The 17,479-nt window shown below is 71.5% G+C and carries 16 protein-coding genes and 1 pseudogene; 6 read left to right on the top strand and 11 right to left on the bottom strand.

Annotated elements, in window-relative coordinates:
- Positions 1-100: 100 nt before the first annotated feature.
- The 3 genes from ACFY04_RS38160 to ACFY04_RS38150 form a co-directional block, all read right to left on the bottom strand.
- Positions 101-1,093, bottom strand: coding sequence for a helix-turn-helix domain-containing protein (locus ACFY04_RS38160; RefSeq protein ID WP_389124538.1), 993 nt, complete (start codon positions 1,091-1,093; stop codon positions 101-103).
- Positions 1,094-1,230: 137 nt separating this feature from the next.
- On the bottom strand, positions 1,231-4,962 hold the full coding sequence (locus tag ACFY04_RS38155) for a S8 family serine peptidase (protein WP_389124535.1): 3,732 nt from the start codon (positions 4,960-4,962) through the stop codon (positions 1,231-1,233).
- A gap of 241 nt (positions 4,963-5,203) precedes the next feature.
- Positions 5,204-7,243, bottom strand: a complete 2,040-nt coding sequence (locus tag ACFY04_RS38150; RefSeq protein WP_389124532.1) for a protein kinase — start codon at positions 7,241-7,243, stop codon at positions 5,204-5,206.
- 109 nt (positions 7,244-7,352) lie between these two features.
- Between ACFY04_RS38150 and ACFY04_RS38145 the strand changes: the two genes are divergently transcribed.
- Together ACFY04_RS38145 and ACFY04_RS38140 are read left to right on the top strand one after the other, a co-directional pair.
- Positions 7,353-7,511 carry a hypothetical protein gene (locus ACFY04_RS38145; RefSeq protein WP_389124529.1) on the top strand — a complete coding sequence of 53 codons (159 nt, stop codon included), beginning with the start codon at positions 7,353-7,355 and terminating at the stop codon, positions 7,509-7,511.
- Between the two features lie 201 nt (positions 7,512-7,712).
- Entirely contained in the window at positions 7,713-8,129 is a 417-nt protein-coding gene (locus tag ACFY04_RS38140; protein WP_389124527.1) for a DUF5133 domain-containing protein, read from the top strand.
- Between the two features lie 14 nt (positions 8,130-8,143).
- On the opposite strand, the pseudogene ACFY04_RS38135 reads toward ACFY04_RS38140, so the two are convergent.
- The 5 genes and pseudogenes from ACFY04_RS38135 to ACFY04_RS38115 form a co-directional block, all read right to left on the bottom strand.
- Positions 8,144-8,762, bottom strand: a pseudogene (locus tag ACFY04_RS38135) (TIGR03557 family F420-dependent LLM class oxidoreductase); the annotation flags it as partial.
- A 255-nt stretch (positions 8,763-9,017) separates the two neighbouring features.
- Positions 9,018-9,749 carry an FAD-dependent oxidoreductase gene (locus ACFY04_RS38130; RefSeq protein WP_389124524.1) on the bottom strand — a complete coding sequence of 244 codons (732 nt, stop codon included), beginning with the start codon at positions 9,747-9,749 and terminating at the stop codon, positions 9,018-9,020.
- Positions 9,750-9,851: 102 nt separating this feature from the next.
- A complete protein-coding gene (locus tag ACFY04_RS38125) occupies positions 9,852-10,118 on the bottom strand; it encodes a DUF4235 domain-containing protein (protein ID WP_328786435.1) in 267 nt (88 codons plus the stop codon).
- Positions 10,115-10,492, bottom strand: coding sequence for a DUF3618 domain-containing protein (locus ACFY04_RS38120; RefSeq protein WP_389124522.1), 378 nt, complete (start codon positions 10,490-10,492; stop codon positions 10,115-10,117). Before ACFY04_RS38120 ends, ACFY04_RS38125 begins: the two co-directional genes overlap by 4 nt.
- On the bottom strand, positions 10,489-10,902 hold the full coding sequence (locus tag ACFY04_RS38115; RefSeq protein ID WP_389124519.1) for a phage holin family protein: 414 nt from the start codon (positions 10,900-10,902) through the stop codon (positions 10,489-10,491). The genes ACFY04_RS38120 and ACFY04_RS38115 overlap by 4 nt, the downstream gene beginning before the upstream one ends.
- A 280-nt stretch (positions 10,903-11,182) precedes the next feature.
- Here ACFY04_RS38115 and ACFY04_RS38110 point away from each other — a divergent pair, with 280 nt between their 5' ends.
- Together ACFY04_RS38110 and ACFY04_RS38105 are read left to right on the top strand one after the other, a co-directional pair.
- Positions 11,183-11,656: a hemerythrin domain-containing protein gene (locus tag ACFY04_RS38110; protein WP_389124516.1), complete on the top strand. Its 474-nt coding sequence runs from the start codon at positions 11,183-11,185 to the stop codon at positions 11,654-11,656.
- A gap of 233 nt (positions 11,657-11,889) precedes the next feature.
- Positions 11,890-12,846: an SDR family NAD(P)-dependent oxidoreductase gene (locus ACFY04_RS38105; RefSeq protein WP_389124514.1), complete on the top strand. Its 957-nt coding sequence runs from the start codon at positions 11,890-11,892 to the stop codon at positions 12,844-12,846.
- A gap of 222 nt (positions 12,847-13,068) precedes the next feature.
- On the opposite strand, the gene ACFY04_RS38100 is transcribed toward ACFY04_RS38105, so the two are convergent.
- Positions 13,069-13,422, bottom strand: coding sequence for an STAS domain-containing protein (locus ACFY04_RS38100; protein WP_389124512.1), 354 nt, complete (start codon positions 13,420-13,422; stop codon positions 13,069-13,071).
- 125 nt (positions 13,423-13,547) lie between these two features.
- On the opposite strand from ACFY04_RS38100, the gene ACFY04_RS38095 reads away from it, so the two are divergent.
- Positions 13,548-13,886: a helix-turn-helix transcriptional regulator gene (locus ACFY04_RS38095; protein WP_389124510.1), complete on the top strand. Its 339-nt coding sequence runs from the start codon at positions 13,548-13,550 to the stop codon at positions 13,884-13,886.
- A 190-nt stretch (positions 13,887-14,076) separates the two neighbouring features.
- Here the strand turns inward: ACFY04_RS38095 and ACFY04_RS38090 are convergent, their stop codons facing one another.
- Both ACFY04_RS38090 and ACFY04_RS38085 read right to left on the bottom strand, forming a co-directional pair.
- On the bottom strand, positions 14,077-15,309 hold the full coding sequence (locus tag ACFY04_RS38090) for an MFS transporter (protein ID WP_389124507.1): 1,233 nt from the start codon (positions 15,307-15,309) through the stop codon (positions 14,077-14,079).
- An 8-nt stretch (positions 15,310-15,317) separates the two neighbouring features.
- A complete protein-coding gene (locus tag ACFY04_RS38085; RefSeq protein WP_389124504.1) occupies positions 15,318-16,673 on the bottom strand; it encodes an NAD(P)-binding domain-containing protein in 1,356 nt (451 codons plus the stop codon).
- A gap of 400 nt (positions 16,674-17,073) precedes the next feature.
- Between ACFY04_RS38085 and ACFY04_RS38080 the strand changes: the two genes are divergently transcribed.
- Positions 17,074-17,439 (top strand): ArsR/SmtB family transcription factor, encoded by a 366-nt coding sequence (locus tag ACFY04_RS38080; protein ID WP_389124501.1) that lies wholly within the window; start codon positions 17,074-17,076, stop codon positions 17,437-17,439.
- Positions 17,440-17,479: the final 40 nt, after the last annotated feature.

Below are 17,479 nucleotides of genomic sequence, written 5' to 3'. Positions count from 1 at the left end.
CAAGGGGGGAAGGGCAGGCCCCCGAGCGGAAACTCCAGGCCACCGACGACGAACTCGCCCCTATCGGCGGCGCGGGCCGCCTCGACCGGGCATGAGCGTGTCAGGGTGGTCCCACCCAGCCGTGCCGGACGGCGTAACCGCCGAGCTGCATCCGGGTCCGGACTCCGGCCAAGTCCGTGAGGTGGCGCAGGCGTCGGTGCAGCGTCCGCGGTGACAGGCCGAGCTGTGCCGCGGCCGTCTGGTCGGTCAGGCCGGCCAGGAGGAGCGCGAGGATCCTCCGGTCGAGGTCGGTCGGGCCCGTCGCACCGAGCTCGACGGTGGGTTCGGCCTCCCCGCCGGTGACCGAGAGTTCGAGCGGGTGGGCGGTCCGCCACACCGTCTCGAACAGCGCGTCCAGCGCGTCCAACAGGCCGCTGCGGTGCAGCAGCACGGCGCCGGGCTCTCCGTCCGGCGTGACCGTGAGCGGGACGAGGCCGAGGTCGGCGTCGGCCAGCACGAGTTTCATCGGCAGCCGGTCGGCGACACGCAGCTGCACGCCCTTGCGCAGTGATTCGATCGCATCGTCGATGATGCCCGGCTCTCCCAGCACGGCCCGGTCCAGTACCGCCCGGAAGTGAACACCGCGGCCGATGGCCATGGGTTCTGCCGTGTTCTCGTCGGGCGACAGAGCGACGAACGGAGCGGTGATGAAGCTTCGGACCTGCGTGCGGGCCGCCTGTTGCACCTGGAGGAAGCGGTGGCGGATGCCGTCGACACCCGTGACGACCTCGATCAGATCGCTGATGCTGTTCCCGGTCATCGCCGCCCGGTGTTCCTCGGCGAAGGCCACCAGCGCATGCTCGGCCATGCGCAACCCGTCCCGGCGCTGGCTGATGAGCGCGCCGAGCGCCATGGCCGGCGGCGCCGCGGTGAACTGCTCGTCCGCCGACCGGGTCACCAGCCCCCACTCGACGAGGCGGGACAACGCCGTGTCGACGTGGGCCCGCGGCAGGACCGCCAGGTCCGCGAGAAGGATCGCAGTGGAGTTCGGCCGTCCGAGCAGTGCCCGGTAGACGCGCTCGTCATCGGGATCGAGGCCAAGAACATCCAGCATCGGCGACCGACTCTCCTCCGCTTGCCGCAGCGGGGAGAGTATGCGCCATGGCGGCAGACCTTGAATAGTCCCTGCTGGGAGCGGGTGTGAGGGGAAGGGCCCCGGGGAGTCGCCTCCCCGGGGCCCCATGGTGCGGTTCATCGAAGGCCGTACGCCCGGATGATCTCGTTCCTGACGCCGAAGCCTCTGTCCGTCGCGGCGCTCGCGCGCAGGGAGACGAAGCCGCCGGGCTTCTCGGCCGTCGTGAACGAACCCGTCCAGGAGCCGCCGGCGCCCTTGGCCAGGGTCACCTTCTGCCAGGTGGCGCCGTCGTCGTGCGAGACGTCCAGCGTCACCGTGGACACGGTGCCGGGCACGGTGCCGCGGTCCATGGACACCGGCTTGAGGGCGATCTGCTGTTTCGCACCGGCCTTGAGGTCGCCGTGCAGGTCCGACTCCAGCGTGTAGTCCAGGTTCAGCACCGAGAACGGCTCGAAGGAGTCCGAGTCGACGGTGTCGGACATGAAGGTCCACTCGGTGTGGGTGCGCGTCGACAGCCGGAAGACGTCACCGGGCCGCTCCGCGTCGAGGACGGCGCGGTAGGGCAGGTTGCCCGCCGGTACCTCCTGCCACTGCATGTCGCCGCTGACCGGGTTGTCGTGGATCAGCGTGCTGCCTTGGAAGACCTGCAGGTGGGACGGTGTCTCACCCCACGGCAGGTAGCCGCCCAGCCGCATGGTGTCGCTTGCGGAGGCCCACGCCTGGACGTTCCACGTCATGTAGTTCTGCCAGCGCGAGTTGTACACGCCGAAGGACTCGCTCTGGCCGGGCCGGGTCGCCGGAGCGAACCAGTCCAGCCGGGTGTTGCCGCCCTTGGCATAGGTGTTGTCGCCCGACACCATCGACCACGGCAGCGGTCCGTCGACGCCCTGCGTGTGGAACTCCCTCCAGACCTGGCCCGGAGTCACCCACTCGGTGCGGGTGCCCGGGTGCCACTCGAGCTCGGGCATGTTGAAGGACGGGCTGAGGGTGAAGTCGGAACGGTAGCCTTCCGCCTGCCGGCCCCCTGCCGCAGCGTAGTAGCGGGCGTCGATCCGGGCGAGGTCACCCTTGCTCGGCTTGTAGACCAGGGCCCGGTCCGGCACCCGGCCGGGGTAGTCCCGGGTCAGGTCGTAGACGAACGGCGTGTACTCGGTCTGCTTGACGGTCAGCTTGCCGTGGCCGCTCCTGGCCATCGAGACAAGGGCCCTGCCCGCGTCGCGGTGCACGGACGCGACCGGGATGGCCGACTCTCCGACGTACTCCATCAAAGCCCCGACGCCGTCGTTGACCACGATCAGCGCCTTCGCGCCGGCCGCGGCCGCGGCCTGGGCGCGCTCCTGCGGCGCGACCTCGTCGCTGCGGTCGACGACGACCACCCTGCCCCTGGCTTTGACCTTCTCGTACGCGGCCGCGGCGCCGTTGCCCGCGTGGACGACGTCCAGCCTGTCCGTGGCGGTGCCCAGGGCGCTGCCCGCCTGCACGAGCGCGTCGAGCCGGAGCCGATCGCCCGGGGTGCTGAGGCCGAGCTGCGGCTCACCCTTGCGCCAACGGGTGATCAGCATGAACTCGCCCTGCTCCATCGCCTCCGTCGGCGCGACGTAGACGTCGTCGTACGCCGGCGGCAGCACGTACGCGCTGCGGTAGTCCAGGTACGGGTCGAGGCCCTTGTAGTGGACGTTGAAGTCGACCTTGCGCTGGCGGTCCTCGGTACGCTCCGGCGCCTCGGTCTGCAGCAGGTGTGCCCTGCTCGCGTCCAGCACCACGTCGGCGGAGCCGCCCCTGAGCACCGTCTCCGGGTCGACGAGCACGGCCAGACCGGAACGGTCCGCCTTCTCGCCGGCCACGTCGAGGTATCCCGCGACGGTGTACGTGCCCGGTGCCATGCGCATGGTGGTCGATCCGTCGACGTAGACCGTCCACGGCCAGACGTCGCCCGCCAGGTTGATTCCGACCCAGCCGGCGGCCGGCTTGCCGTCCCTCCCCACCAGTCTGATGTTCAGGTCGTAGCGCTCCTCCTCCTTGAGAAGTGCCACGGAGGTACGGGTCACCGGCTGCCCGGTGGCCGCGTCCGTGGCGCTCACGTAGCCGACGTGCCGGCCCGCCGGGGCGGCTCCCGGGTCACCGGTCACCGGGACGGCGGCGCTGCCGCCCGCCGGGACGGTCACCTTGGTGGCTCCCAGCGTGAACGGCCCGCCGCCGGTCAGCGCAAGGTTCAGCGTGACGTCGGCGGAGCCGGTGTTGGTGAAGGTCAGGGCCTTCGTGACGGCGATGTCACTCGGCTCGTGCGGCCAGGTGTAGTTGCCGAAGAAGAGCGATCCGGTGCCGCGGACCGTGGTGTGCACGGCAGCGGCCACGTCGAGACGGCCGGTACCGACCTCGTACGGCGAGTACCCGCCGTCCAGGCCCTTCGCCGTACTCATCAGGTGTTCCTTGAGCTGTGCGCCGGTCCAGTCCGGGTGCTGCTGGGCCAGGATCGCCGCCGCGCCGACCACGTGCGGGGTGGCCATCGAAGTGCCGCTGATGGTGCGATAGGAGCCCTGTCCGCCGTCGGTCATCTGGGACGAGCGGGCCGCGGTGATGTCCACGCCGGGCGCCGCGATGTCCGGCTTCATGCCGCCGGAGCGGGCCAGCGGGCCGGTGCTGGAGAAGCTCGCGAGCCGGTCCTGCTTGTCCGTGGCGGCCACGGTCAGCGCCGAGGCGGCCGCGCCCGGGGCGGAGATGCTCTCCGGTCCCGAGTTGCCGGCGGCTATCACGAACAGCGTGCCGTACTGCGCGGAGAGCGCGTCGACCGTCTGCGACATCGGGTCGCTGCCGTCCGTCGGGTAGGAGTCGCCGAGACTCATGTTGACGACGTCCGCACCGGACTCGGCGGCCCACTGCATGCCGGCCATGATCCAGGAGTCCTGGCCGTAGCCCTCCGCGCCTCCGAGCACCTTGCCGACGTACAGGTCGGCACCGGGAGCGACGCCCTTGTTGGCGCCTCCGGAGGCGGCGCCCGAGCCGACGATCGTGCCGGCCACGTGCGTGCCGTGCCCGTTGACGTCGGTGACGGCCTCACCGGGTACGAAGCTGGCGGTGCCGTCGATCAGGCCGGCGAAGTCGGGGTGGTTGACGTCGATGCCGGTGTCGAGCACCGCGACCTTGACGCCCTTGCCGGTGTAGCCCGCCGCCCAGGCCGTGGGGGCACCGATCAACGGCACGCTCTCGTTGAGGTTGGCCTTCACCCTGCCGTCGAGCCACAGCTTCGCCATACCGGCGTCCAACGTCGCGCTGCCCTGCGGCGCGACGGAATTCCAGAAGGTACGGGCCTGCCCCTTCTCGGTGCTGAGGACGGCACCGCCGATGTCCTTGAGGTTGCGGGTCAGCCGGCTGCCCCGGGGGGCCGTCGGCTCGACGGCCGCGCCGGACCTCGTCCGCGCATACGTCGCGATCAGCGGGACCGCGGCGGACTTCGCGTCGTCGTAGCCCATCTCGATCAGGTCGGTGACGTTGAACAGCCGCCGGTCCAGCCTGTCCGTGCCCAGCAACGGCACGGCCTCGTCCGGGAGGACGAACAGGTCTCCCTTGATCTGCTGGATCTTCACGCCGCCGACGGCGCTGTCCGGCCGGTCGACCTCGGCGGTCTGCTTGCCGTCGGCCATCGTGGTGACCGTGACGACGTCGCCGGTGACCAGGGTGACCTTGTGGGTCGCCGACGGCCCGGCGGGAGCGGTGGGTTTGCTCGGAGCGGCCAGTGCGGGTGCTTGCAGAACCGCGGGCCCCGACGCCAGCAGAGGCACCGCGGCAGCGGCCGCGATCAGCTGCCGGCGCCTGCGCCGGAAGGCGGAGGACTGAGAGGAGGAGGACATGCCACGGGTCTATCGACCGAGCAGCGCCGGCGTGAAGGCCACAGGGTGGCAAGTCCCCGCCGTGGCAAGCATTTGCCAGTCGTGAACCATGCGAATCCAGGCACGATCCGGACACTTCCCGCCGGCGTCCGCCACCCGGCGTCCGCCACCCGGCCTCCGCCACCCGGCCTCCGCCACCCGGCCTCCGCCACCCGGCCTCCGCTACCCGGTCACCCCCCCGGTCCTCCGCCACCGACGAGATTCAGCGCCAGGCGGGATGCCCCTCGGTGGCGGCGCCGGTGGTGAGCTCACGCTCGCCGGTCTTGTCCGCGCGCACGGCCCAGATCGCGGGCTTCTCGTACGGGCCGCGGACGTAGGCCACCCAGGTGCCGTCGGCGGACCAGGCGGGGTCCATCTCATGAGCGCTCGTGGCGACCAGTTCACGATCGTCACTGCCATCGGCGTCCACGAGGCGGATGTCGCCCTGAGTGCCCGTGCCGTACGTCCCCGCCGTGTAGGCGAACGTCGCGCCGTCGGGTGACCACACCGGGTCGAGTGCCGGATGGGGCAGCCGGGTCACCTGTTGTGGGGCGCGGTTCGGGTCGGCGGGGTCGACCACGTGGATCTGCCAGTTCTCGGGCCCCGTCTGCAGGCAGACCGCGATGCTCTTGCCGTCCGGCGACCACGCGGGATCCTCGACCTGGCCCCCGCCGGAGGTGAGCTGGCGGGCCGCGCCGTCGGCGACGCCGACCACGAACAGCTGCTGTACGCCGTCCTTCATGCGCAGCACGGCCAGCCGGCTGCCGTCCGGAGACCAGGACACCCTGCCGCCTGCGATGGAGGTGATCCGCCGCGCGTTCGAACCATCGGCGTTGGCCGTCCAGACGGCCGTGCCCTCGGAGGTGCTGCGGGTGAACGCGAACGACCTGCGGTCGGGGGACCACTGGGGCAGGGTGTCGCATGCGCCTGCGCCCCCGGCGATGAGCTGCACGGGCTCCTCCGTGGCGGCGTCCCGGCGGGCGATGACGCCGTGGCACGTGCCGGGCCAGCCCGGGGCGGTGTCCTGCCGGATCAGCAGGGGATCGGCCGGGAACGGGGCAGGGGCGGGGGCGGATCGGGTGGGCGTGGCGGCGCGGGGCTTGGAGTTGTCCTTGGCGGAGTCCTTCCAGGGCTGCCACACGAAGAGGCCGACGGCTGCGAGTGACATGACGAGCAACGCCGCCACCACCGCGCGGCGACGCCGCGGCATCCCCGAAACCGCCTGCGGTACCTGCGCGGGGGCGGGGGAGGGCTGCGCCACGGGGCCGGTCACGGTGCGCGACTGCTGCGTACGGGGCTCCGCGACGGCGGGCGGGGCGGCGTCCGGTACCGGGAGGTCCTGCGCGGTGTCCGAGGGGCTGTCCGGCGGGCTGTCCGGCGTGGTGGGGCGCACCGCCGGCTCCGGGGGCGGGAGCAGTTGCGTCGCCGCCTCCGGCAGCCAGGAGCCACCGTCCGGGTGGCGGACGGTGAGAGTGGCGAGGAAGGCGGCCGGGGTGGGCCGTGCCGCCGGGTCCTTGGACAGGCAGGCGCCGATGGCTTCGCGGAGTTCACCGGGCACCGCGGTCAGGTCCGGCTCCTCGTAGACCACCTTGAAGTGCCTGGCCGCGGACGGGCCGTCGCCGAAGGGGGCGCCGCCCGCCGCCTGGGTGAGCACCACCCCCAGAGCGAACATGTCGACCGCGGGGGTGAGCACGCCACCGCCGGTGAGCTGCTCGGGTGCCAGGAATCCCGGCGTGCCGACCTGCAGGCCGGTCTGTGTCAGGGACGTTCCGTCCAGGGCGCGCGCGATGCCGAAATCGATGACACGCGGCCCGTCCTCCGCGACGATGATGTTCGCGGGCTTGAGATCGCGGTGGATGACCCCCGCTCGGTGGATCGCCTCCAGTGCCTCGGCCAGGCCGGCGGCCAGCACGGTGAGCGTGTCCAGGGGCAGCGATCCGACCCGCGCCAGTACCGCTTGCAGGGTGGGACCGGGCACGAAGGCCGTCACCAGCCAGGCCGGCTCCCCGTCCGGGTCGGCGTCGACCACCGGCGCGGTGTGGAAGCCGCCGACCCGCCGCGCGGCCGCGACCTCGTCGGCGAACCTGCGCCTGAACCCGGGCTCGGTGCTCAGCTCGGGACGTACGACCTTGACGGCGACCGCACGGCCGGACCGGGAGCGGCCCAGGTAGACCACGCCCATGCCCCCCTGGCCGAGCCGTCCCACCAGCCGGTAGCGGCCCTCGCCGAGCGAGGTGGGATCACCCGTTTCGAGCGGCTTCATATGTCCCCCGTTTCACACCTTGCGCGATGAACAGCCTCTCCCTACCTGTCGTGCCGACCACCAGTCAAGCGAGGCCCCTGCGGAGACCCGACCAGGGTGGACGCGGGAGGTGGCCAGGAAGGCGGGCCAGCGGCTCTACGGGCAGCGTCAGCGCACGGCGGAGGAGGCCGGGCGCTCCGCTTCCCGCATCGACGGGGTGGAAGTGATGCGGGTGACGGGTACCTCGACACACGACGGGGACGGCGTCGGCGGGTGCACGCCGGTATGAAAGGGCGGCACACCGTGCTTACGGCCAGCATGACCGTGGGAATACCTTCCATACGCGTGTCTGCGCGCTCTCCCGCCTTGGATTAAAGGGTTCCGTATGCCTTCAGCCGGAAGTCCGCCCCCGCTCCAGCCCGCCGCAGTCGATTCCTCCGGCGGGTCTCGTCTCGGCACTCCACCGACCGCGCGGGCGGTAGGGATGCTGATGGCCGCGACGCCGTGCACGGCCCGCGACGCGCATCGGATCCTAGAGGCCGCCGCCCACCTCGCCCGCACCACTCCCGACGCACTGGCGGCCGCCATGGTGGCCGGGACCGGCGGCACACCCGTTCCTGCGCACATCGAGCGAGCCCTGTGCCGGGCCGTGGATGCCGGACGTACCCCCGTGCCGGGTGTGGGGCCGGGATGCGTGCTCACTCCGGCCCGGGCCAGGACCCAGGAGGCCCTGACAGGACTGCGCGGCTGCCAGGCCCGCCTCGCTGCCGCGCCCGACGACCCCGCGGCCCAGCGGGCCATGGACGACGCCGGCTACACCCTGTGCGTCCTCATGGGCAGAGCCACCCTGTACGAGGCCGTGCTGGCAGCGGAGGCGCGTCTGCGTCTGGTCCCGTCGGCCCCGTAGGGGCGGAGGGAGCGGCCCCCAGCGCGGAGGTCCGCGGTCAGCAGCTCCTGCCTCGGCTCGGTGGCGATGAGCAGGTCGCAGTAGCGGCCCGCGATCTCGCAGGAGCGGTCTCCGGAGACGGCGATCCCGATCGGGGGCGGATCGTCGGGGAGGTCCCAGAGTCTGGCGTTGTCGACGTCGAAGTGGTTGCCGTGGTGGCTGACGTACCCGCCGGCGAACAGAGAGCGGATGATCCCCAAGGCTTCCTCGAAGCATGTCCAGGCGGACGCGGGCGGCGGGCCAGCCCGCGCCGACGATGTGCTCGTTGAGGTTCTCTCCCGAGCCCAGGCCCAGCCGGAACCGCCCTTGGGACAGGAGTTGCATCGTGGCCGCCTTCTGCGCGATCACGGCAGGGTGGTACCGGAAGGTCGGGCAGGTCACGTACGTCATGAGCGGGATCCGGGAGGTGGCCTGCGCGGCGGCTCCCAGGACGCTCCACGCGTAGGGCGCGTGCCCTTGGGCATCGAGCCAGGGGGAGGAGTGGTCGGAGGTGACGGAGAAGTCGAACCCCGCCCGCTCCGCCGCCACCACGTGGCCGACCAGTTCCCGGGGGCCGGCCTGCTCGGTCATCATCGTGTACCCGATTCGCACCATATCGGGCGCCCTACCACTTCAGCCCGGTTGTAACGTGCCCCGTGCACGGCGATCGCACGCCGCTCCGCGCACACCCGCTGCTGCATGCCCTTTCCTGGTCGAGGGCCCTGCCCGGCCCTCAGGCCGGGTGGCCGGGATCCAGGCCGCGCAGCTCCCGGTACCGGAGTCCCGCTCGCCGCCGGTCGCGGCCGTGACCACGTACACCGGGCCGTCGAGCACGTCGGTGAAGGGGTCCGGCTCCGTCACGGCGCCTCCTCACAGGCCGAGGTCGAGGAGGGCGTTCTCCACGACCTCGGTGAGCGCGGGGTGGATCCAGTACGGGGACTTGGTGAGGGTCGTGGCGTCGATGCCGAGGGTCGCCGCCAGGACGAGGGGCTGGATGAGGGTCGGGGCCTGCTCGCCCATCAGGTGGGCGCCGAGGAGCCGCCCGGTACCGGGCTCGGCCAGCACTTTGCAGAAGCCGGTGGTGTCCTCCGTCGCCCAGCCGTAGGCGATGTCGCCGTAACCGGCCATGCCCACCCGGTAGTCCAGCCCTCTGTCGCGGCACTCCTGTTCGGTGGCGCCGACGGAGGCGATCTGCGGGCGGGTGAAGACCGCCGCCGGCACCAGCCCGTGGTCGGCGGCGATCAGGTCGTCCGGGTTGCGGAGGTTGTGCGCGACCACCTCCGCAACCCGGTTGGCCACGTGCTTGAGGGGCACCGGCGAGCAGATGTCACCGAGCGCGAACACGCCTTCCGCAGTGGTGCGCTGGTGTGCGTCGACGATCACACGGCCGTCGTCGTGGGTGGCGATGCCGGCCGCTTCGAGGCCGAGCCGGCCGCTGTTCGGGACTCGGCCCACCGCGACGAGCAGCATGTCCGCCTCGACCGTCGACCCGTCGTCCAGGGTCAGCCGCAACGCGCCCGGCCGCCCGCCGACCGCCGCGAGCTCCCGGCCGAGCCTGAGGTCGTAGCGGGAGCGGACGAGGTCGGTGAACCGTTCCCGCACCGTCTCGCCAGCGGGTCCGTCCGCGGTCCCGAGCTCCTCCTGGGCAAGCGCCTCCGTGCAGGAGCCCGGCGCCGTATGCCTCAGGCCGTGTGGCCGTGCGGGTCAGCCCGGCCAGGTGCCCGTCATACGACGAGTGGCCACGGCGCCGGAGCGGTCGACCGCGGCCTTGACCACGGCGAAGATCGCGCCCTGGATGGCGGCCGCGATGAGGATCTGCCGCCAGGAGCGGTCTTCGTCCGTGGCGCTGGGAGCGTCGTCCTCGCCTTCGACGATCTTCCAGACCTGCTTGAACGCGGCCCCCGCGATCAAGCCACTGACGGCACCCAAGGCCAGACCGACCGGCTTGTAGGCCACCTTCGACGCTTTCATCGTCGTCCCCGGCTGCGCCGCACCAGCAGGAGGAGGAGGGCCAGCGAAGCGCCGGCCACGAGCAGCGGCTTGCGATTGGCTCGTGCCACCCTCGCGGCCCGGCACGCCTTGTCGAGCACCGGATCGGGTGTCGTGTCCTTCACCAGCTGCACGGCGTGCCGGGCCCGCACGCGGATCTGGTCGGCGACCACGGCCGTCTTCTCGGCGGCCTGTTCCCTCACAGCGGCTGTCTTCTCCTTCGCCTGTGCCTTGATGTCGGCCTTGTATGCCAGCGCCTCGATGGTCTGCCCGAGTTCGTCGCGGGTGTGCTCGACCTGCTCGCGCAGCTCGTCAGGGGTGGGCGTGCCGATATTCGTTCGAGGTCGGTCGGTCATCGGTGCACCTTCTCCTTGATCTCGGCCAGGTCGGCCCTGACGCTGTCCATGGTCTGTCCCGGGACGGGTGCGCCGGCCTCTGCGATCTGCTTCTTCCCGGCCATGGCGGTCGCTGCGGCAAGCACCGCCAACACCGCCGTGACGATCAGCGCCGATGCCCAGACCGGGACTATCAACGCGAGAGCCGCGATGCAGGCTGCTGTCAGGGCCTGAGCTGCCAGGATTCCGATCAGGGCCGCCGCGCCGAAAAGGCCTCCGCCCTTGCCGAAGCGTTTGCCCTTCTGGGTCATTTCCAGGCGAGCCAGCTGCATCTCCTCGCGGACCAGCCCCGAAATCTGCTGGGAGGCGCGCGAGACCAGCACACTCACGGATTCATCGGAGCTGTGGATCTGCCGCTCTGTCGTGCTCATGCGGAGTCTCCCCTTCACGATGCGCACGCTGTTGTCGTGACGCGCCTACCCGGTAAACGGAGGAGCACCCACACCACGAGCGGAAGCTTCTGTCCACACCGCGTGCAGGCCTCGGGCGAGGCCGGGCTCCCCTGAAGGACCGGATAGGCATCAGCGTTCGGAGTAGGGGCGGTCGCCAGTACGAGGCATCCCCTCCGGTGAACGGTGTCACGTGCGCCCCGCCGGGTACACGGGTCAGGGCGGTCGGCTGCTCGCCCGATGGACGACGGAAGGGGATCCGGTGGACGGGATCGTGCTGCTCAAGGAAGACCACAAGACGGTGGAGAAGCTCTTCAAGCAGTTCGAGAAGGCCGGCGACGGCGCGCACGTCACGAAGCGGAAGATCGCCGACCAGGTGATCGAGGAACTCACCACGCACACCTGGATCGAGGAGAAGATCTTCTACCCGGCCGCCCGCGAGGCGGCCCCCGACACCAAGGCCCACGTCCTCGAAAGCATCGAGGAGCACCACGTCGTCCTGTGGATGCTCTCCGAACTCAAGGACCTCGATCCGACTGACGAGCGGTTCGACGCCAAGATGACGGTCCTGATGGAGAACGTCCGCCATCACGTCGAGGAAGAGGAGAAGGAGTGGTTCCCCGAGGTCCGCAAGGCCATGGGCCGCAACCGCCTCGCGGAGCTCGGCGAACAGATGGGAGCGGCGAAGAAGGCCGCCCCAGGCGACCCCTTGGCCGTCCCGAGCGCAGACCAATAGAACTCCAGCCACCCAGATCAAGCCGTCAGACCACTGATCGCAGGATGCAGGCGGCCGACGTGCCGGCGCCATGGTCGCAGTCCGGCGGACGGGTCAGCACCCTGTAGGCGGGATGTCGGCCGCCTGGCGGGGCTGTCGGTGCTCCATGGGTGATGTGTCGGTGGCCGCTGGAACCGTGGGTGCCGAGTTGCCGACGGAGCAGTCGCAGCCGCCTTCACCAGCAAGGGAGTCACGTGGCCAGGTCGTCCGTATCCGCCACCCCGCCTTGGAATGTCCAACGGCTGCCGCGTGCCGATGGCAGCGTCTTCCTGGTTACCGGCGGCAACGCCGGCATCGGGTACTTCGTCGCGGAGCAGCTGTCCGCAACCGGAGCCACCGTCGTACTCGGCAGCCGGAATCCCGCCAAGGCCGAAGCCGCCACGGCCTCGATCCGTGCACGCGTCCCCGGCGCACGGGTACGGACCGTACGGCTGGACCTCGCCGACCTCTCGTCGCTCGAAACAGCGCTGGAATCGGTAGAGGCGGAACGCCTCGACGCGGTGGTTCACAACGCCGGAGTCGCGCTCGACGCCCCGCCGCGCAAGGAGACCGAGGACGGCCACGAGCTCATGTTCGGCACGAACCACCTCGGGCACTTCGCCTTGACCCGGTGGCTGATGCCGCTGCTGTCGGCCGCGCCGACGGCCCGCGTCGTGACCATGGGCAGCTTCGCGGCAAAGTCCGAGCGGCTCGACCTCGACGACCTGCAGTCCCGGAAGGTCTACCAGCCCAAGCGCACCTACGGACGCTCCAAATTGGCACAGATGTACTTCGGCGTCGAACTCGACCGCCGCCTGGGTGCTGCCGGCAGCACGGTGACGAGCGTGGTGGTCCATCCCGGCGGCGCGCTGGACTCCCTCACCCCGGCACGGCCGCCGGTTCACGTGCGAACCACCGGCGCCCGGCTGAGCGCGGCACCTGCGGCCCTCCTCGTCCAAGGCAAGCATGCCGGCGCGTGGCCCGCGGTCCGGGCGGTGCTCGACCCGGCTGTGCGTGGAGGCCAGCTGTGGGTACCGCGCGTCTTCGGCCTGCGGGGCGAGCCACGACGTGAACGGGTGTGGAGCCACCTTGCCGACCCCTCCGTCGCGGCGCGGCTGTGGGACATGAGCTGCGCCCTGACCGGCGTCGACCCCGCTGCCACCCCCGGATAGCCCCAGGCATGCCTGCCCGTGCGCGGGGACGCTGTTCGAGCTGACCGGCGCGTTGCTGCGCGCGGACGGGCCGGTGACCACGCCGGGGGACCACAGCCTGACGGCCGGGCAAGGGGAGCGGGCACGGCGCGATGTACGACGCACGCGGGATCCGGCCTTCGTGGCTGTGGGCGAGGGGGACCGACGCGGTCATGGGGATCGCCTGCTTTCGAGCGCACGCCTTCAGGTGAGGAGGGAGCGGGTGTCGGTGAGGTTCAGGAGCCGCTCGACCCGGCGGCCGGCGGCCGTGATGTGCAGGCTGCGTCCGGCCTGCAGGGCCGCGTGGCGGGCGGTCAGGAGGGTGTTGAGGCCGGCGCAGTCGCAGAAGGTCACCCGCTCCAGGTCCACGAGGAGGGTGGCGCGGTGGGAGAAGAGGGCGGCCAGCAGGGCCTCGCGGAGGAACACGGCATTGTCGAAGTCGATCTCGCCGCTCACCACGACCTGGACCGTCCCCCGCTGCGGGCCTGGGGCCACTGCGACCTCCAGGCCGGCGGCTTCCGGAATGTCGACGCGCTCGTCCTGCACGATCGCGGTCATCGCTGCCTCCCCACACGTTCGGGAGCCGTTTCTGCTTCCACCAGCATCGTCGGCACCCACCCGATATACGTCAAGAAATACGTGAAAAACAGGACGTATGTACAAAACGGGTGCAAGCTGGGGGCATGGGTGACGGAGGCCTTCCCCAGGGGTCGTGGACGTTCCTGACCAGCCACGCCCGTGTCCTGCTCGCTCTCGCCCGCGACCCCGAGGTACGCCTGCGGGAGGTCGCCGAGACCTGCGTGCTCACCGAGCGGACCGTCCAGGCGATCGTCGCGGACCTGGAGCAGGACGGATACCTCACCCGGGTACGCGAAGGACGACGCAACCACTACCGCATCAGCCCCGGGGCCCGGTTCCGCCACCCCGCCGAAGCGGGCCGCGACATCGCGGGGCTCCTCGCCCTCTTCGCCGACGACCCGCCCGCGCCCCGGACACCACGCCGTAAACCACAGCGGACCTGACCCCACGCGCACTGCCGAGGCGGTGCCTTTCGAGTCGGTGTCCGCCCTCGTCGGCGTCTTGGAGCACAAGCGGGCGGCCAAGGGCATCCTGGTGCCGGCCTCGTGGTTCGGCCGGGCGAGCGAGACGTCTCGACCTCGATGTCATCCTGGGTTTCGTTCCTCCCGGGCGCCGGACCCGCTGACGGCGCGCCTATGGCGTGCGCCCCGGGCGCTCCACGATGGACTTCGGCGCGCCGCCGAGGGCGAGGAGGACCGAGGCTCCAGAGAGGGCTGCCAGGACGGCGAAGAGAGCCGGGTATCCGCCGAGGAGGCCGGCCAGGGCGGCGCCGGCCCAGGGGGCGAGGGCTGCGGCGATGTGGGCGGGGGCGCCGAGGAGGCCGGAGAGGCGGCCGTAGTGGGTGGTGCCCCAGCGGTCGGTTACGGCGGTGGCCTGGAGGAGGGTGAGGTTGCCGCGGACGATTCCCGCCAGGACCGAGAGGACGATCAGCAGGGGCATCGGTCCTGGGATCAGGGCGAGGGCGGCTGTGGTGGCGCCGCCGAGGGCGATGAGGGTGGCCGTGCGGGCCGTTACCGATGTGCGGGCCGACAGGCTTGCGTACAGGGTGCGGCCGAGGGTTTGTCCCGCCCCGCCGAGTCCCAGTGCCCAGGCGGCTGTTGACGGGCCGGCGCCGCGCTCGGTGAGGAGCGGGATGAGGCCGATGACCACCGCGTACATGGCGAAGCTGGAGAGGGTGAAGGCGGAGGCCAGGAGCAGGAAGGGGCGGCTTCGGGGGATCGGGGTGCGGTCCGTTGTGGGTGGCTGGGGCGGGGCGGCAGGCCACGGGGCGCGCAGCGCCAGGGCGTGTGCGGGGATGGTGATGGCCGCGAGGATCACGGCGAGGACGGCGTACGTCTGCCGCCAGCTGAGGTGTTCGGCCAGGAGGGCGGTCAGCGGGGCGAAGACGGTGGAGGCCAGTCCGCCGGCGAGGGTGACGATGGTCAGGGCGCGGATGCGGTCGGGGCCCCACCAGCGGGTGAGGGCGGCGAAGGCGGGCGGGTAGAAGGTGGCCGCCATGGCGATGCCCGCCAGCATCCAGCCCAGGAAGAAGACGGGCAGGCTGGGGGCGGCCGCGATCAGCAGGAGTGCGAGCACGCCGATGACCGAGCCGGCGGTCATGACAGCGCGGGGACCGCGCTGGTCGAGGATGCGGCCGACCGGTATCCCCACCACGCCGGAGACGAGAAGGGCCAGGGAGAACGCGCCCGTTGCCGCGTTGCCGGACCAGCCGGTGTCGGCGGTCAGGCGCGACAGGAGGACGGGGAAGGCGTAGTAGACGATGCCCCAGCTGGTGATCTGGGTGGCGCACAGGGCGGGCAGCGCGGCGCGCGGTCGCGACCGGGCTCCCGTCCCGATCGCGGCCGTGCCGCTGTGAAGGTTTGTCACTTCGCTGGTCAGCAGCCGCCGGAAGAGGCGGGGGCGCCGATGGTGAGGGTGGTGGGGGCCGCGCAGCAGCCGCCACCGGTCGCTTCGGCGGCTTCGGGCTCGTCGAAGAGGCCCGCTCCGCCGCAGACGCCGGTCTCGGGGAGGGTGAGTTCGACGCGTTCGGCTGCTTCCCGGTCGCCGGCGAGGGCGGCGGCGATGGAGCGGACCTGCTCGTAGCCGGTCATGGCCAGGAAGGTCGGGGCGCGGCCGTAGGACTTCATGCCGACGAGGTAGACGTCCTTCTCCGGGTGGGAGAGCTCGTTGACTCCGTGCGGGTAGACCGTGCCGCAGGAGTGCTGGTTGGGGTCGATCAGCGGGGCGAGTGCGGTCGGGGCCTGCAGGCGCTCGTCGAGGCCGAGGCGGAGCTCGTCGAGGAAGGTGAGGTCGGGGCGGAAGCCGGTGAGGACGATGACCTCGTCCACCGGGTCCAGGTGGCGGCCGTCCTCGGCGACGAGGACGAGCTGGTCGCCCGACTTCTCCACGGCGGTGGTGCGGAAGCCGGTGACGGCGTCGGCGTAGCCGTTGTCGACGGCGGCCTTGGCCGCCAGGCCGAGGGCGCCGCGGGCGGGGAGCTGGTCGGCTTCGCCGCCCCCGAAGGTGGAGCCGCTGATGCCGCGCCGCAGGATCCAGGTGGTGTGCGTGCCCGCCTCGTCCTTGGCCAGGTCGGCCAGGTAGGCGAGCGCGGTGAAGGAAGAGGCGCCGGAGCCGATGACGGCGGTGCGCTTGCCGGTGTACCGGGCGCGGACGGCGGGGTCCTTCAGGTCGGGGACGCGGTACGAGATCCGGTCGGCCGCGGAGCGCTCGCCGAAGGCGGGCAGGCCGTCACCGCCGATGGGGCTGGGGGTGGACCAGGTGCCGGAGGCGTCGATGACGGCGCGGGCGGTCAGCCGTTCCTCGCTGCCGTCGGCATGGGCGATGTGAACGGTGAAGGGCTGGGTCTCGCGTTCGGCGTCCACGACCCGGTCGCGGCCGAGGCGGGAGACGCCGGTGACGCGGGCGCCGACGCGGACGCGGTCGCCCAGGACGGCGGCCAGCGGCTGCAGGTACTGCTCGGTCCAGTCGCCGCCGGTCGGGTAGGTGGTCTCCTCCGGCTTCACCCAGCCGGTGGGCGCGAGGAGCTTCTCTGCGGCCGGGTCGACGACCTCACCCCAGGTGGAGAACAGCCGTACGTGGCTCCAGTCCCGCACGGCGCTGCCGGCGACCGGTCCGGCCTCCAGGACCAGGGGCTCGATGCCCTGGTCGACGAGGTGTGCGGCGGCGGCCAGGCCGATGGGGCCGGCTCCGATGACAACGACGGGCAGCTCGGTGTTGGCAGGCGCGTTCACGGTCGACTCCTCGGTGTTTCGACATCTGTCGATGGCTTGCGCAGCCAGCATGACACTTGATTCGATGAGCGTCAACATAGACATTCGTCGAATCGGTAGATCGTTCAATGGGGCGCGTCGACGTCGCCGGTCGCCGCCGTCGCGCCGGACCGCCGCCCGTTGGAGGCCGACGCGATCGTGCCGGCCATCGGGGTACCCCCGACCTGCCGTATCCCGCAGACCGAGGCGTCTCCGGCGGCCACGCACGGGCGTCCGCTGCATCGGGACGGCTGCTCCGTTGCGCATGGCCGGCGTGCGTTCGTGGGGCTGGAGTGCCGGTGCGACCTGTTGCCGAATCCCTTGCCCGGGGTCGGGCGAGGCGCCCCTGGCCGACTAGTTCGATATGTGTCAACATAGGCGCATGTCGAATGTGAACGTGTTGCCGCTGCTGGAGCCGGAAGCCGTCGTGCCGTGCTGCCCGCCGCTCACCGAGCGCCCGCTGACCGCGGACGAGGCGGAGCGCACGGCCGCGATGTTCAAGGCTCTGGGCGATCCCGTGCGCCTGCGGCTCTTCTCCGCGGTGGCTTCGCACGAGGGCGGTGAGGCGTGCGTCTGCGACATCTCCGACGTGGGCGTCTCCCAGCCGACCGTCTCCCATCACCTGAAGAAGCTCAAGCAAGCCGGACTGCTCTCCTCCGAGCGGCGCGGTACCTGGGTGTACTACCGGGTGGAGCCGACGGTCCTCGCGGCCATGGCCCAGCTCCTGACCCGCGCAGCCGGCGTGTAGGGGGCGCCCGCCTCGGCGGCGCCCAACCGAAGGCTCCAGC

The organism is Streptomyces sp. NPDC001549 (assembly GCF_042894025.1).
In the GTDB taxonomy this organism is placed as follows: Bacteria; Actinomycetota; Actinomycetes; order Streptomycetales; family Streptomycetaceae; genus Streptomyces; species Streptomyces kutzneri.
This window is presented reverse-complemented; position numbering and strand designations above follow the sequence as displayed.